Here is a 15,200-nt window from a genome sequence, read left to right as displayed (position 1 = left end):
ATTGAAGAATTTTGGGAGTTGTTTTTTAGATAATTTATGCAGTAATAATTTTCTATTTGCAATTCTCCCTTTTAAAAGGAGCTATATATGATTAAACTCTATAATACATTGACAAAACAAAAAGAAATTTTAAAAACAATTGAAGAAAATAAAGTGAGAATGTATGTTTGTGGACCTACTGTTTACAATTATATTCACATTGGTAATGCACGTCCTATTATCGTTTTTGACGTTGTCCGTAAATATTTAGAACACAGTGGTTACGAAGTAGATTTTATCTCTAACTTTACAGATGTTGATGATAAAATTATTAAGGCTAGTAATGAAGAAGGCATTTCTACAAGTGAATTAACTGACAAGTACATTAATGCCTTCTTTAAAGATTATGATGCACTTGGATGTAAGAGAGCAACGAAAAACCCTCGTGTTACTGAATACATGCAAGAAATAATTAACTTCATCGCAAAACTTGTTGAGGAAGGTTATGCATATGAAGCAAACGGTGATGTTTATTTCAGAACACGTAAAAAAGAAGATTACGGAAAATTAAGTAATCAATCTATCGATGACCTAATTAGCGGTGCTCGTATTGAAGTTGGTGAACATAAAGAAGATCCTCTAGATTTCGCACTGTGGAAAAAAGCTAAACCAGGTGAAGTAAAATGGGATAGCCCATTTGGTGAAGGCCGTCCAGGTTGGCATATTGAGTGTTCAGTAATGGCAAAAGAAACTCTAGGTGATACTATCGACATCCACGCTGGTGGACAAGACTTAACATTCCCTCACCACGAGAATGAAATTGCACAGTCTGAATGTCACAACCATGCCCCATTTAGTAATTATTGGATGCACAATGCATTTATTAATATTGATAATGTCAAAATGAGTAAAAGCTTAGGGAATTTCCGCTTAGTAAAAGATATTATTGCTGAAATCGATCCAATGGTACTTCGCTTATTCATGTTAACAGTTCACTACAGAACTCCAATTAACTACACATTAGAAAACATTGAACTTGCGAAAACAAACTATGAAAAAATTAAAACTTCTTATCAAAACCTACAATTCAGATTAAATAATGATATGACTGAAGAAAAACTTGATACAGAAGTTGTAGCATTAGTTACAGAAGAATTAAACAAATTTGAAGAGTATATGCAGGATGATTTCAATACAGCAAACGCACTTTCTTCTTGGTATGAAATCGTGAGAATTTCTAATTCATATACAGCAAAAGAAGCTGTCAACAAAGAAACTCTAGAGCTAATCAACGCTGCATTTGAAACTTATAGTTCGATTCTTGGAATAAACGTAAAAGAAGATAATACACTTGATAGTGAACACATCGAAAGTTTAATAGCTGAACGTGAAGAAGCTCGTAAAAACCGTGAATTCGCCTTAGCTGATAAAATTAGAGATGACCTAAAAGAACAAGGAATTATCTTAGAAGATACTAAACAGGGTGTACGATGGAAAAAAATATAACTTTTAAATTTACTGAAAAAAACTTCGCTAATCCTAATCAAATGCAAGCTTTAACCCTTGCATATATTGGAGACAGTATATATGATATTATGAGTAGAGAATACGTTATGAAAAACCACTTAGGAAAAATAAATGATCTTCACAAAACAGTATCTACAATCGTATCAGCAAGAGCTCAAGCGAGTTTTATGGAAAATATACTAAATAATAGTATATTAACAGAACAAGAAGAAAAAATTTATAACCGTGCAAAAAATCAAAAGAATAACTCTAAAGCAAAGAATGCAAGTATTATGGAGTATAAACTTGCTACAGGCTTAGAGGCTGTGTTCGGTTATTTATATTTAGAAAAAAACTTTGAAAGATTGGAGGAAATGTTTAACTACATAATTAGATTATATGAAGAAAAACAATAAACACTATAAAGAATTAAGACTAAAAAACAAAGATCAAAAATCACAAGTTCAAACTCCTGAGGTTGATTTAGATAAAGAAGTAATTGCTGGTCGTAACGCTATACTAGAAGCAATTAAATCAGGACGTGAAATTAATAAGATTTTATTCCAAGAAGGTATTGAAAAAGGAAGATTAAAATCTATTTTCGCCATCGCAAATGAGAAAAAAATCATTTGCCAAGAAGTTCCAAAACGTAAATTAGATAACTCAACTACTGAACGTCACCAAGGTGTTATCGCCTATGTAGCACCGTATTCTTACTTTGAACTTGACGAAGTAGTAAATAATCTAGATATTAATAAGGATACTACCCTACTTATTTTAGATCATATTGAAGATCCACATAACCTTGGAGCGATTATTAGAACTGCTGAAGCAAGTGGTGTTAAAGCAATAATCATTCCTAAACGTCGTGCCGCTGTAGTTAGTCAAACTGCAGTTAAAGCATCTGCCGGGGCAATTGAACATATGCCTGTTATTCGCGTATCGAATTTAACTGATGCTATTAAAAAGCTAAAAGAAAAAGGATTCTGGATTGCTGGAACAACATTAGCAGAACGTTCTGAAGATTACACAAAAATTGCGAAAGATGTGCCTTTAGCTATTGTAATTGGGAACGAAGGTGAAGGAATGAGTAAAGTTGTTACTAATGAATGTGACTTTTTATATCACCTACCAATGCTAGGAAAAATCCAAAGCTTAAATGCCTCTGTAGCGGCTGGAATCATTATGTATGAAAGAATAAAATCTAATGATTAAAATATTAGAATCTAAAGAAGAGCTTAACCTTGGTTTTGCTCTTCGTATTGAAGTATTCGTTAGAGAACAAAAAGTTCCAATGGAACTAGAATTAGATGAAAAAGATCATAGCGAAAATACTGTTCATATTGGATATTTTAGTGATGATAAACTTATTGGAGTCGCACGTCTTATCGATCTTGATAAAGACATTATTCACATAGGACGTGTTGCTATAGATAAAAATTATCGTGGTAAAGGTATCGGTCGTGATCTTATTATCGGCTGTGAAAATACTGCCAAGCATATTTTAAAAAGAGAAGTAACTATAGAATTAAGTGCTCAAATACAAGCTGAAAAATTTTATGAATCATTAGGTTATAACCAAATTAATGATACAATATATTTAGACGCTGGAATTGAGCATGTTGATATGAGGAAAGTGATTAATTAAATTTACAAAGGAGGCTTTTTTATGAAAAAACAATATTTATTTATTGATGGTTATAATCTACTTTTTCGTATGAAAGAATATAACTTAATAAAAAGCTCTACCTTCCCTACTGAACGTGATATTCTAATTGATATGTTACGTGAATATGCAGGAGGAAATAATTACATCGTCTACTGTGTATTTGATGCCTATCTAACTCGTGCAAAAGAATATATAAAAGAAGAACCACCTATCAGTATTGTTTATACTAAAACTGGAGAACGTGCTGATCAATGGATTGAAAGAAAAACTCGTGAACTAAGAATCGATCATTTCATAGATATTATTGTTGTAAGTGATGATAACGATGAACGTGATACAACACTTGGTTATGGAGCTATTTTAAGAGACTGTCATATGTTTATCAAAGAGTTAAAAGATAGGAAACAAAGCGTTTCTAAAATGACTAGAAAACATAATTCACGAGAATTGAAAAATAGACATATTCGAATGAGTGATAAAGATAGAAAAAAACTAGAAAATTTCATAAAAAACGGGAAATTTTAAAAACAAGAGATGGACATATTAAAATCCATCTCTTATTTTTTTATTATCTTGCTAAGGCTACATAAAGCTAATTTCAACTTTTCCTTTATTTGAGATTGCTGTTATTTGTTTTTCCTTAGCAGTTGTTGTATTCTTGCTGTAATTAATTTGATAATCTTCTTTATTACCTATTATCTTAGCAAATATATCACCAGCATCTGTTACCATATTCATAGAATTCACTTTTGTTTGGTCTACTATTATTTTTGCATTATTTTTTGTTTCAATTACACCATGTTTAATAGTATCCTTAGTAATTTGTACCTTTTTATTATCAGTAGACAATTTAAGATTTACTACTTCTACACCATCAACAACTATCTCATCATTACTATTAATAGCTAAGTTTTCAACATTTACATCAAATATTTTCGAAGTTGCATCTTTATTTTCAACACTAATGCTTTTATATACTTTTTTAGGAAGATAGATTTTTAGACTATTGTCTCCTGATTCCTCTGCAGATGAAGTAATATCAAGCAAGTTATTATTAGTATTATACTTATATTTTCCTTTGAAATTCCCTTTTACTAGAATTGTTTCATTATCATGATAATAGATTTTAACATTATTTTTCACCGTATTAATTTTAATACTATCTATCCCTTTTTCACCAATCCATTCTTTAAATACTTTATTAGAAGATTCTTTTGTAACTTTTGTTTCTGTATCCTCTTTACTAAATCTTACACAACCTGTTGCTATTGATACAGTGAATATTCCAATAATTACTGTTTTTAAAATTTTTTTCATAATAATCTCCTCCTACGTTCAGAATACTCCTATTAAACATTAATGTCAAATAAAATAAGCAGGCAATCCCAAAAGATTGATTTTCAAGAAATCAAATCTTTTAAGATTCTCCTGCTTTTATTTTTATATAATTATCTCATTGTCACAAATTCTTCAGAACCTGTTGGGTGAATTGCTACTGTGTTATCAAAATCACGTTTTGTTGCTCCCATTTTAATAGCGACAGCAAATCCTTGAATCATTTCATCAACACCATAACCGATTCCATGTAATCCAATAACTTTCTCGTCTTCACCAAGAGTTACTAGTTTCATAAAACATGGTTGTCTGTGGCTAGTTATTGCTGAGTACATCGGAGTGAATGAAGATTTATATACTTTGATGTTTTCTTCACCAAACTCTTTAATAGCCTGTTCTTCTGTATATCCAATAGAACCAATCGCTGGGTGTGAGAATACTACTGTAGCAACATTAGTGTAATCTAAGTGCTCTTCAGGTTTATTATTAAATAATCTTTCTGATAATCTACGTCCTGCAGCAACAGCAACCGGAGTTAAAGCAAGACGACCTGTTACATCACCTACTGCATAAATTCCTTCTACATTAGTGTTTTGGTATTTATCTGTTGGAATAAATCCACGCTCATCCACTTCCACACCTGCCGCTTCTAAGTTAAGATTTCCAGATAATGGTTTTCTACCAATTGCCCAGATTAATAAGTCAACTGTAGTTTCACGTCCATCTTCAAGTACTAAAGTAACACTATCATCAGCATTTTTTACAACTTTTTTAGGAATAGCATTTGTATGAAGAGTTGGACCTTCTTCATTAATTACTTTCACTAAAGTGTCTACTATATCTTTGTCAAAAGTTCTTAGCGGACGATCACGACGTACAAATAAATGAGTATCAACACCTAATCCGTTGAATACCCCAGCAAGTTCTACTGCGATATATCCTGCACCAACTACAGCGATACATTTTGGTAATTGTTTAAGTGCAAATACTTCATTAGAAGTAACACCAAACTCAGCTCCTTCAACATTAGGAATAGTTGGTTGTCCACCAGTCGCTATTAAAATGTGATCAGCTGTATATTGTTCACCATTAACTTCAACTGTGTTTTTATTTACAAATTTAGCATATCCTCTTACTAGATCTACTTTATTATTGTTTAATCCACGTTCATAAGAACCATGAATTCTATCAATATATGCAGAACGATTACCTACTAATTTAGAGAAGTCAAATTCTACATCTCCAAAACTAAATCCATAATCATTTGCGTATAGTTTTAAACTTTCAGAAATTTGTGACGCATGCCACATAACTTTTTTAGGAACACATCCAACGTTTACACATGTTCCTCCTAATTCATTACCTTCGATTAACAATCCTTTTACACCGTACATTGCAGCTCGGTTAATTGAAGCTATTCCTCCGCTTCCTCCACCAATTGCAATATAATCATAATGTTTTGCCATGTTTTCACCTCTATAATATAGTATAGCTTTTATCAACTAAAGATTAGTGTTTCCTTAACTTTTCTTAAGTTAAACTTAATCTCTATATTTCATATTATGCAACATTTAACAATTTAATTCAATAGATATGCTTACATTTGTAATCGAAAATTGAAAATTACATAGTTATCAATAATTTTCAATTATTTCCATCGATTTCCATTTAAACCATTCAAGCATTGTTAATGATAAATACTCCTTTTTATGATATAATTTTCCCATAAATGAGGTGATTATATGTTTAACTATATAGAAAAATTAGAATCTATAGAACAATTTAAAACATTAAAAGAGGAAAACGAAAAAATTGTTTTTGTATTTTCTGCAACATGGTGCCCTGATTGCATCATGTTAGACCGTTATTTAGAAGAAACGATGAACAAATTTCCAGAGATAAAATTTGTCTACGTTAATCGTGATGACTTTCCAGAAATAGCACAAGCTCTTGACATTTTTGGTATTCCATCTTTTGTAGGTTACAAAAATAATGTTGAAGCTAGTCGTTTCGTATCAAGATTAGCTAAAACACAAAAAGAAGTAGAACAATTTTTAGAAAAGATCTAAATGGACGATAAAAAGGCTCAGCATTTTGCTAAGCCTTTTTTTAGTTCTACCTTAAATAATAAAGTGGTCCCAATATTTTTTTAATATTTTCAGATGATTCAAATTTTAAATCTAATGCATCGTCTACAGTTTTTATCTTATTATTTTCTATCATTTCTTCTAGTGTTGATGGAATCACACTTAATTTAAACACTGGAGTGATTTTTAAATCTGATGTAGGAACAATGTTATAAAGATCTTTTTCTTCAATTTTTTGTCCTACAAATATCTCTCTTGTTCCTTTGTCCATATTTACTTTTACTGTTTTATTAGCTGTAAAATGAGACAATGTGTAACCTGATTTTGGTGCTACTATTAATTTATTATTTTTTGTAGCATCACCTATACTATTAAATTCATCAACTCTTAAAACATTAGACGTTCCTTTAGAAAGATTAATGTTACCAGCAAAAGTTTTTTCAAATTCTACATTAAATAACTTTCTATATACAGCGGTAAATTCAATATCTTTTCCTTTTTCTGTAACAACAGCACCTAATTCATTAGTTTGCAATAGTCTTTTTTTAGAAACTTTAATATTTTCTGAGTTTTCTCCAGCGATTAAATAGTCACTATTTGCCTGCCAACCTAAGAACTCCTGCTCTGTAACTCCAGTTGCTGTTGGTAAGTTAATCATACTATCTATCCTTGATCCTACTAGAACATCTTGACCATCAGATAAGAATTTATCAATTCCTCGTCCAACGAATTTGACAGTTACCCATTCACTATCTACTTTTTTAAAGTAAATTTCTAATACTGTTTCATCTGTAATATAATCATCATCACTAATTACTTTCTTATTAGATCTAAATAATACCTCATAACCTGAACTCGGTTTAATTTTTTTACGAAGGTCAGCTAATAACTCACCTATTTTTTTAGTTTCAGGCCACTCTATATCCTTATCTTTTATACTATCATTAACTTTACCAAATCGTTTATTGTAATCATCTTGACGAATTTTAATAGTATTAGTATTTTCTTTATAATTTGCTTTTACTATAATACTATTGTCGATACTAACTTCTGATAAATCTTTAATTTCTTTTATTTTGGAATTATTTTTAGCATCTAAAATAGTATAACTATCAACATGATATTTTTCTTTTTCGAAGAATTTCGTGTCTAATTCACTCAGTTTTTGATCAGTTAGTAAGGTTACTTCTTTTTTAGTAATTCCATTATCTAATATTACTTTCGTATTATATTTTGCTTTTATCTTAATATTATTTCCTAATACCTGAGTATTTGCGACTTCCTTATCATCTAGATAATAACCAGAAAATTCATAACTCGAATCATTACCAGAAATTTCCTTAATATTATTTTCTTTAATGAAATTAGCAAATGTTACTCCTTGTTTAATTAGAAACTCTTTATCATTCTTTTTAAATTCTGATGGATATTCTAACTTAACATTATTCCAGTAATCCTTATCTTGAGCCAGTTTTACTTCTATTTTTTTAGATAAGTATGGAAGTTCCATATTTTCTGTACTGATTTCTTTACCATCCACTAGTATCTTAGCTTTTGTATAACTATAATACTTATCAGGACGATAATATTGTTCCACTTCATACGGTAAAACTGAGACCTTATCATCCTTAGGTATATTTTTTAGTTCTATAGTTCTATTTACTACTTCTTTTGATCCTTCTGTTACAACTAAATCAATATTCTTTTTAGTAAAATATACTTGGCTTGATTTAGAATATTCAAGATTTTCTATATTCCCTTTATTATCAATTTCATAACTCATAACATTCATTATTATTCTACTATTCGGTACAAAAAGTTTTAGTAAACTTTTATCAACTATTTTACCAGCACCACTTTTTTTCAACTGTATTCTAAACATTTCATTTGGAATATTATTATTATCAAGTGAGTAGAAAATTAGATAGTTATGTGCGTTCTTTTTATAATTCAGTAATTCAGCACTATACTCTAGCTCATCCATACTGCTTTGAATTACATTATTCTTAATTGTAGGAAGAGAATAATTTCTAGTTCTAGAGAATAAGTCAAAATTAAATATATTATCCTTTAGTACCGTATCCATTACAGTCGTATTATAATCAGTAAAATAATCTGCTTTTATTTCAGAGCTAGTAGTTATCGTTAAGCCAAAACACAATAGTCCAAAACTAATAATTTTACAATATTTCAACATTTCTCCTCCTTTCTTTCTAATCACTATTATATCATATTCAGTAAAAACAATTATACATAATATCATTAAAATAAAATTAAATAATATAATATTTCCTCAAGATATTATTATTTAATTTCTGATATAAGCATTTTTATTTAAATATCACAAAATTGACCTATAAGCGTATCACTTATAGGTCTGTTTTTTATTAATGTTATTTTATATTTTAAGCTTCGCTTGTATTTTCTAACATTATTTGATCATTAGATATACTAACTTCATCATATTCGTAATCATCCGCAAAATCGTACGAATACTCCTTATATAGGAACATTTCATTAGAGTAATCTAAGAATTCCTCATCTGGAACAGAAAACTCTACTTCGTTATAGCTTTCATCAGCATAATCTGATAAAATTTCATCTTCATAGTCTATTTCAGTATTGAAGTCCTGGGAATATTCATCATCTTGCCCGTACCTGGGATCCGGCGACTCCAAACTAGATAAATTCATTGTATACATAATTAATCTCCTTAAATATCTTTTTTTATTATCATAATTATACATAATAGTTTAACTTTTTTCAAGCAAAAACTATAGTTTTCTCAAAATATTTTTTCTTACTTCATTAAGTGCCTCTACACTTGTTCTAAAGCGGATTAAGTCCCTATCACCAACGAATAAACATTCTTTTACAGTAACTTCTCCTTGAGCATAAACAGCTATGTAAACTAATCCAACAGGTTTCCCACTTTCATCACTATTTGGTCCTGCTATCCCAGTTGTTGCAACAGCAAAATCACTATTTAGTCGTTTAGCTACTCCTAGAGCCATCTCACGAGCGACCTCTTCACTTACAGCTCCAAACTTCTCTAGAGTCTCTTCTTTTACTCCTAGTGTAGTAATTTTAGACTTATTAGAATAACAAACTATACCTTCTAGTAAAGAATCTGAAATTCCACTTTTTTCTACTAACATAGAGGCTATTTTTCCACCAGTAAGAGATTCTGCTATGGAAATTGTGTAATTATTTTCAATAAGAAGATTAGCTACCGCACTATTCAATTCAGTTTGTGAACTTGAGATATTTTCGTCTCCAACCAAATAAATATACTCGCCAACACCTTCTCTTCTTTCTATTTCTTCTAGTTGGCGATTTATCATTTCTTCACATTCAGTTTTATTTTCAGCACTAGCAGTAATTCTTAATAGTACCTCCCCTGTTTTCGCATATAATGCTAGAGTAGGATTTGTCTGTCTATCCATTATATCTTTGATTTTTGTTTCTAAAAATGATTCACCAATACCATAAAATCTAACATATTTAGAAATAAATTTTTTCTTACTATATTTCTCTAAATAAGGTTTAACACTTTTTTCAAACATATCACGCATTTCTCTTGGCGGTCCTGGCATTAATATAATACGTTTATTATTTTCTTCAATAATTATACCTGGCGCAGTACCACAAAAATTCTCTAACACTATAGCACCCTCGGGAATCATAGCTTGTTTTTTGTTATTATCTGTTATTACATTTCTACCTGATCTCGTTAATCTCTCGAGTATTTTTACCCATGAATATTCATGGAAATAAAAATCACGACCAAAATACTCAGCTGCACATTCTTTAGTGATATCATCATCTGTTGGCCCTAACCCTCCAGTTATTATAACAGTGTCGTTTTCAAGAAAGGCACTCTCTAAGGTTTTTAGCAATCTTTCTCGATTATCTCCAACCGTTGTTTGTCTAAAAACCCCTAATCCAAGTGCTGCTAATTCTTTTGATAAATACGCTGTATTAGTATTTACAATATCTCCTAATAATAACTCTGTTCCGACAGAAATTAATTCAACTCTCATAAATAAACCTCGCAAAATTCGCTAAATTTCATCTCTTAATTCTATTCTACATCATAACAACTTAAAAATAAATATTTCAGTCTTAAAATATTTTGATTTCATTTACCCTAGTCTTCAAAAAAAGAATACCACGACAAAACTAAGTTTGTCGTGGTACCTCTTATTTTCATATTATAATTATTCTCTATTTGTATATTTTTGATGCAGTTCCAATTGATCCCCCATTAGTTCGTCTATTGTTACCAACTCAAAACCTTGTTCGGTCAAGTATTGCAATACAGATGGTAAAGCATTAATTGATGTTTGGTGAACATCATGCATTAAAATTATTGATCCTGGTTGAGCTTTTCTAACCTCTTTCATAATAGAGGCAGTGTTCCTATTCTTCCAATCTAGAGTATCAATATCCCATAATATAAATGACTGATCTACTGCCGCTTGAATAGTAGGATTTATTCCTCCATATGGTGGTCTCATAATGTGAACATCTTGACCACTCGCTTTTTTCAAAGCTTCAGTAGTATCATTTATCTGGCTCTTAGCTTCTTCTAAACTAACTTTCGTTAGTAATGGATGACTCCAAGAATGGTTACCAATTTGATGACCTTCAGCTACAACCTGTTTAATAATATCTTCATTTCCAGCAACAGAGCGCCCTACCATGAAGAATGTAGCTTTTGCATTGTATTTTTTCAGCAATTCTAGAGCTACTGGTGTAGTATTTGGATTCGGTCCATCATCAAATGTTAAAGCAACTGCTTTTCTACTTCTTTTCTTAATATATTCATTATACTTTGTTAGATCTTCATCTTTTAAATATGTTCCATCAATGTACTTATATAAGTCATTTACTGGAATATCAACTGATTTAAGCTCTGATTTATTCTCATCAATCGCTATTTTAAATTTAGATTCATCATATGTAAATTTCCATGTAGCCATATCTTGATCACGAAGTTTTATAATGATAGCATTAATATCTTCTTCTGATAATCCTTTTACAGCTAATTGTTGTTTTATTTTTGATAAGAATTTCTGTTTAGCATCATCTGGTGAACTAAATAAGCTAGATAATGTAAATTCTTTATTATCTTTATCTAAATAAATACTTGAAACTAATGATTCACTAGCAGATTCAACTTTCTTTGATTCTACTTTATGTGATACTTTCTTTACACTTACTTCATTTACTGTCGCAAAATTTGATTCTTTTTCTACAACTCCGTAAAATGCTATCTCTTTAATATCTTTATCAAAGGTTAAATTCCCCTCTACTAGCCCTTTGATCTCTTCATCTAGGCGTTCTTTAATTTCATTAGCCTGCTCGATGTTTGAATTTGGATAATATACTTTCACGTATTTATCACCTATCCAACCAGATTTAACAGTACTATTTTTAGCTAATTCTGATTTGTCCCCATCTTCAACAATTTTTTTCACATCTGATTGAAAATTATATTCTTGCCATTTATTATATGCTGTATCTCCAAAAAATAATAAAAACGTACATACCAACATACAAAGTATTCCAAGAAGAATACCTAATTTCTTCATTACATTATTCCCTCCTTTATATATTTTTTCAATAAAATTTTAAAAATTATTATTCTGGAAGTGACTCAAAAATCACAATTTCGAAGAAATTGATTTTATCAAGTCACATCGATCGCAAAGTTACTAAATATCCATATAATTCTTATAAAGCGAATTTAGACATCAGTAAGCCTCTACGTTGATAAATCCTCAAACAATCTCTTTTTAAATTTAATAATCTTGGATTATCCCCTGTTTACTTTTATAAAGTATCCATTAATCATTATACATTAAACAATTAAATTACTCCAGCGAAAATTAAACAAAAGTGTATAAGTATTTTCCTAAAAAAAGATGTTAGCAAACGATGCTAACATCTTTTATATTTCTATTTATTTTGCATTCTACGACCTTTTTTTTCAAAGAATTTTTTATCAGTACCACGACGCTCATTCCTATTTTTTTTGTCTCTATTATCAGATCTACGACGTCTATCATTTCCTCTATTAGAACGTTTACCTTTATCTTGTCTACGAGGAAGTGGTTTTTCAAATGATAATTCCACATCAACTTCTTTTTTATCATTTATTAATTTACTTAATAATATAGTAATGATTTTCTCAGCATTTGTTTCAGCTAAAAGTTTATTAGCTAGACTATTAAATTCAACATGGTTTTTATCCATTTCTGAGATTACTTCATCAAATAATCTATTGTGACGTGCCTTTTTCACTTCTTCTTGAGAGTAAGGTCTTAGCATTTTCATTCGCTCACCGCGAGAAGTTTCGATATCTTTTAGATATGGCATTTCCACTGGATTTAAGAATGTTATTGCTACTCCTGATTTCCCTGCTCTACCAGTTCTTCCAATTCTGTGCGTATAACTTTCTACATCTTGTGGAATATCAAAGTTATAAACATGTGTAACATCACTGATATCAATACCACGTGCTGCAACATCAGTTGCAACAAGAATTTGTAATGAATTATTTTTGAATTTACGTAAAATTTCTAATCGTTTTGATTGAGTAATATCACCGTGTAAACCTTCTGCTAAATATCCTTTGGCAATTAAGGCACTTGCTAATTCGTCAACACGACGCTTAGTTCTTCCAAATACAATAGCTAAATTTGGATTTTGAACATCTAAAAATCCAATTAAAGTTTCTAATTTCTCGTTTTCTCTAGCTATAGTTGCATATTCTGTAATATCTGGTTTAAGATCTTCATCACTTATTGTTTTAATAAGTTTATAATCTTTCATAAATTCTTTAGAAAGTTCCATAATTGTTTTTGGCATTGTTGCAGAGAACAACAGTGTTTGATGTCTTGAAGTTATTTTTGAAAGAATAAATCTAACATCTTCTATGAATCCCATATTTAGCATTTCATCCGCTTCGTCTAATACTAAATGTGTTAGTGATTCTAATTTTATTGTTCTTCTATTTATATGGTCAATTACTCGACCAGGTGTCCCAACAATTATTTGGGGACGTTTCTTTAAGTCTTGAATTTGTCTTTCGATGCTTGTTCCACCGAAAACAATACTAACTTTCAATCCTTTCGCTCTTGACATAAGTCGAAGTTGTTCTCCTACTTGTTGAGCTAATTCTCTTGTTGGTGCAAGGATTAATGATTGTAATTGATCATTACGCCTTACTGTATCTACTAACGGTATTCCAAAAGCACCTGTTTTTCCTGATCCTGTTTGTGCTTGCGCTAAAATATCAATTCCTGATAATACATATGGAATTGTTTCTGTTTGAATACCAGTTGGAGATATAAAATTCATATTGGTTAGTGATTGAACGGTTTCTTGACTAACCCCTAATTCTTCAAATGTTGTCATTTGCTTCTCCTTAATTAATCCAATTTTATATACTGTCTTATTTATATAACCTGTTAATTATAGCATGAAAATTGAAAATAATAAAGAAATAAGGGTAACCTACATAGAAAATCATATTACTTTCATTTCAATTTATTCATCTATTTCTTATATCTAAAATAAAATAATAGCATAGTAGGTATTTAACCACTATGCTATTATTCATTCATATATTAACAAATAATTTTCACACCATATGTCTTTTTACATATTATTATTTGTGATTTCATCAATTTTCTTAGCTATGTTTTTTATACTCTGTCCTGATTTACTTAAATTATTAGTATAAATTAATAACATATAATCCTTATCACCAAAAACTATTGCAGTATCATGGTAGTTTGTTTCTAAAGCTCCATACTTACTAGCTATTTTTTTATTCGGTATTCCATCTTTAATCCACTCACCATCTTCTGAATCTTCAAGATATTTAATAAGTTCTGGATATTTATCACGCTCTTTATACAGTTTTGTCCAGACTAGCTCCATCATGGCCGGTGTAATTTTATTATTTTGAGCTTCTTCTTGTGGTAATCTCGCTCCAAGACTAGCAAGATATTTAACTACTAAATCAGCTGCTGTCGCACTATTACCTACCAACATATTTGTAGCAGTATTATCGGAATATTGAATCATATTTTGTATTACGTATTCTAGCTTGTAACTATCTTTCTTTTGACTATTTGTTATTTGCCCGTTACCTTCTTCTAGGAATTTTTCATTATATGCTATATCTGCATTTTTTGATATTTCACCATTTCTTATTCGATCATATATCTTCATTGCGTATATCACTTTAACCGTACTAGCTGCTGTAAAGTAATGCTTATCTTCTTGTGCATATCTGTATCCTGTAGAAAAGTTTTTATAGACAATACCTATTTCATTATTTCCTTTATACTGCTCTATTAAATTTTCCATAGCTTCATTTAACTCGATTTCACTAAGCTTTTTATTCTCGATCACTGGCTCTTCTTGTTTATTTTCTTCTTTCTGAGCTTCTTGTTGAGCAAGTTCCTGCTGCTTAATGGCATCTTTCTTAGCCTTTATATGTGCTCCTGCTGAAAATACTCCATAAATAACTAAAACCACTGCCGTTGATTCAATTATAAACTTTAAAAATCTTTTCCAAGCTCTCTTCACTACTTTACTCACATCCT

Annotated in this window: 14 protein-coding genes; 6 read left to right on the top strand and 8 right to left on the bottom strand. The window is 30.2% G+C overall.

Features of this window, described 5'->3' with window-relative positions; genetic code table 11:
* Positions 1 to 87: 87 nt before the first annotated feature.
* Genes cysS through O3801_RS03335 form a run of 5 tightly spaced genes read left to right on the top strand, consistent with a single transcriptional unit; the run spans position 88 to position 3,679 of the window.
* Positions 88 to 1,485 (top strand): cysteine--tRNA ligase, encoded by a 1,398-nt coding sequence (gene cysS, locus O3801_RS03355; RefSeq protein WP_371454056.1) that lies wholly within the window; start codon positions 88 to 90, stop codon positions 1,483 to 1,485.
* Positions 1,470 to 1,901: a Mini-ribonuclease 3 gene (locus O3801_RS03350; RefSeq protein WP_294682834.1), complete on the top strand. Its 432-nt coding sequence runs from the start codon at positions 1,470 to 1,472 to the stop codon at positions 1,899 to 1,901. The genes cysS and O3801_RS03350 overlap by 16 nt, the downstream gene beginning before the upstream one ends.
* Positions 1,885 to 2,700, top strand: coding sequence for a 23S rRNA (guanosine(2251)-2'-O)-methyltransferase RlmB (gene rlmB, locus O3801_RS03345; RefSeq protein WP_371454055.1), 816 nt, complete (start codon positions 1,885 to 1,887; stop codon positions 2,698 to 2,700). Before O3801_RS03350 ends, rlmB begins: the two co-directional genes overlap by 17 nt.
* The gene (locus tag O3801_RS03340) at positions 2,693 to 3,133 is read left to right on the top strand and encodes a GNAT family N-acetyltransferase (RefSeq protein ID WP_371454054.1); all 441 of its coding nucleotides are present in this window, start codon (positions 2,693 to 2,695) and stop codon (positions 3,131 to 3,133) included. Before rlmB ends, O3801_RS03340 begins: the two co-directional genes overlap by 8 nt.
* A gap of 21 nt (positions 3,134 to 3,154) precedes the next feature.
* A complete protein-coding gene (locus O3801_RS03335; protein ID WP_371454053.1) occupies positions 3,155 to 3,679 on the top strand; it encodes an NYN domain-containing protein in 525 nt (174 codons plus the stop codon).
* 57 nt (positions 3,680 to 3,736) lie between these two features.
* Here the strand turns inward: O3801_RS03335 and O3801_RS03330 are convergent, their stop codons facing one another.
* A complete protein-coding gene (locus tag O3801_RS03330) occupies positions 3,737 to 4,471 on the bottom strand; it encodes a DUF4097 family beta strand repeat-containing protein (RefSeq protein ID WP_371454052.1) in 735 nt (244 codons plus the stop codon).
* A gap of 131 nt (positions 4,472 to 4,602) precedes the next feature.
* Positions 4,603 to 5,955: a glutathione-disulfide reductase gene (gene gorA / locus O3801_RS03325; protein WP_371454051.1), complete on the bottom strand. Its 1,353-nt coding sequence runs from the start codon at positions 5,953 to 5,955 to the stop codon at positions 4,603 to 4,605.
* 276 nt (positions 5,956 to 6,231) lie between these two features.
* On the opposite strand from gorA, the gene O3801_RS03320 reads away from it, so the two are divergent.
* A complete protein-coding gene (locus O3801_RS03320) occupies positions 6,232 to 6,558 on the top strand; it encodes a thioredoxin family protein (RefSeq protein ID WP_371451318.1) in 327 nt (108 codons plus the stop codon).
* A gap of 46 nt (positions 6,559 to 6,604) precedes the next feature.
* Here O3801_RS03320 and O3801_RS03315 read toward each other — a convergent pair whose 3' ends face one another.
* From O3801_RS03315 to O3801_RS03290, 6 genes are all read right to left on the bottom strand, one after another.
* Positions 6,605 to 8,773: a hypothetical protein gene (locus O3801_RS03315; RefSeq protein WP_371454050.1), complete on the bottom strand. Its 2,169-nt coding sequence runs from the start codon at positions 8,771 to 8,773 to the stop codon at positions 6,605 to 6,607.
* A 208-nt stretch (positions 8,774 to 8,981) separates the two neighbouring features.
* Positions 8,982 to 9,278 (bottom strand): DNA topoisomerase IV, encoded by a 297-nt coding sequence (locus tag O3801_RS03310; protein ID WP_294682816.1) that lies wholly within the window; start codon positions 9,276 to 9,278, stop codon positions 8,982 to 8,984.
* Between the two features lie 72 nt (positions 9,279 to 9,350).
* Positions 9,351 to 10,619 (bottom strand): competence/damage-inducible protein A, encoded by a 1,269-nt coding sequence (locus O3801_RS03305; RefSeq protein WP_294682814.1) that lies wholly within the window; start codon positions 10,617 to 10,619, stop codon positions 9,351 to 9,353.
* Between the two features lie 177 nt (positions 10,620 to 10,796).
* A complete protein-coding gene (locus O3801_RS03300) occupies positions 10,797 to 12,173 on the bottom strand; it encodes a polysaccharide deacetylase family protein (protein WP_294682991.1) in 1,377 nt (458 codons plus the stop codon).
* Between the two features lie 367 nt (positions 12,174 to 12,540).
* Positions 12,541 to 14,001 carry a DEAD/DEAH box helicase gene (locus O3801_RS03295; RefSeq protein WP_371454049.1) on the bottom strand — a complete coding sequence of 487 codons (1,461 nt, stop codon included), beginning with the start codon at positions 13,999 to 14,001 and terminating at the stop codon, positions 12,541 to 12,543.
* 243 nt (positions 14,002 to 14,244) lie between these two features.
* On the bottom strand, positions 14,245 to 15,132 hold the full coding sequence (locus O3801_RS03290) for a serine hydrolase (protein ID WP_371454048.1): 888 nt from the start codon (positions 15,130 to 15,132) through the stop codon (positions 14,245 to 14,247).
* Positions 15,133 to 15,200 lie beyond the last annotated feature (68 nt).

The organism is Gemella sp. 27098_8_149 (assembly GCF_041433745.1).
Classification (GTDB): Bacteria; Bacillota; Bacilli; order Staphylococcales; family Gemellaceae; genus Gemella.
Note: the sequence above shows the minus strand (reverse complement) of the source record. Positions and strands in the feature narration are given on the sequence as shown.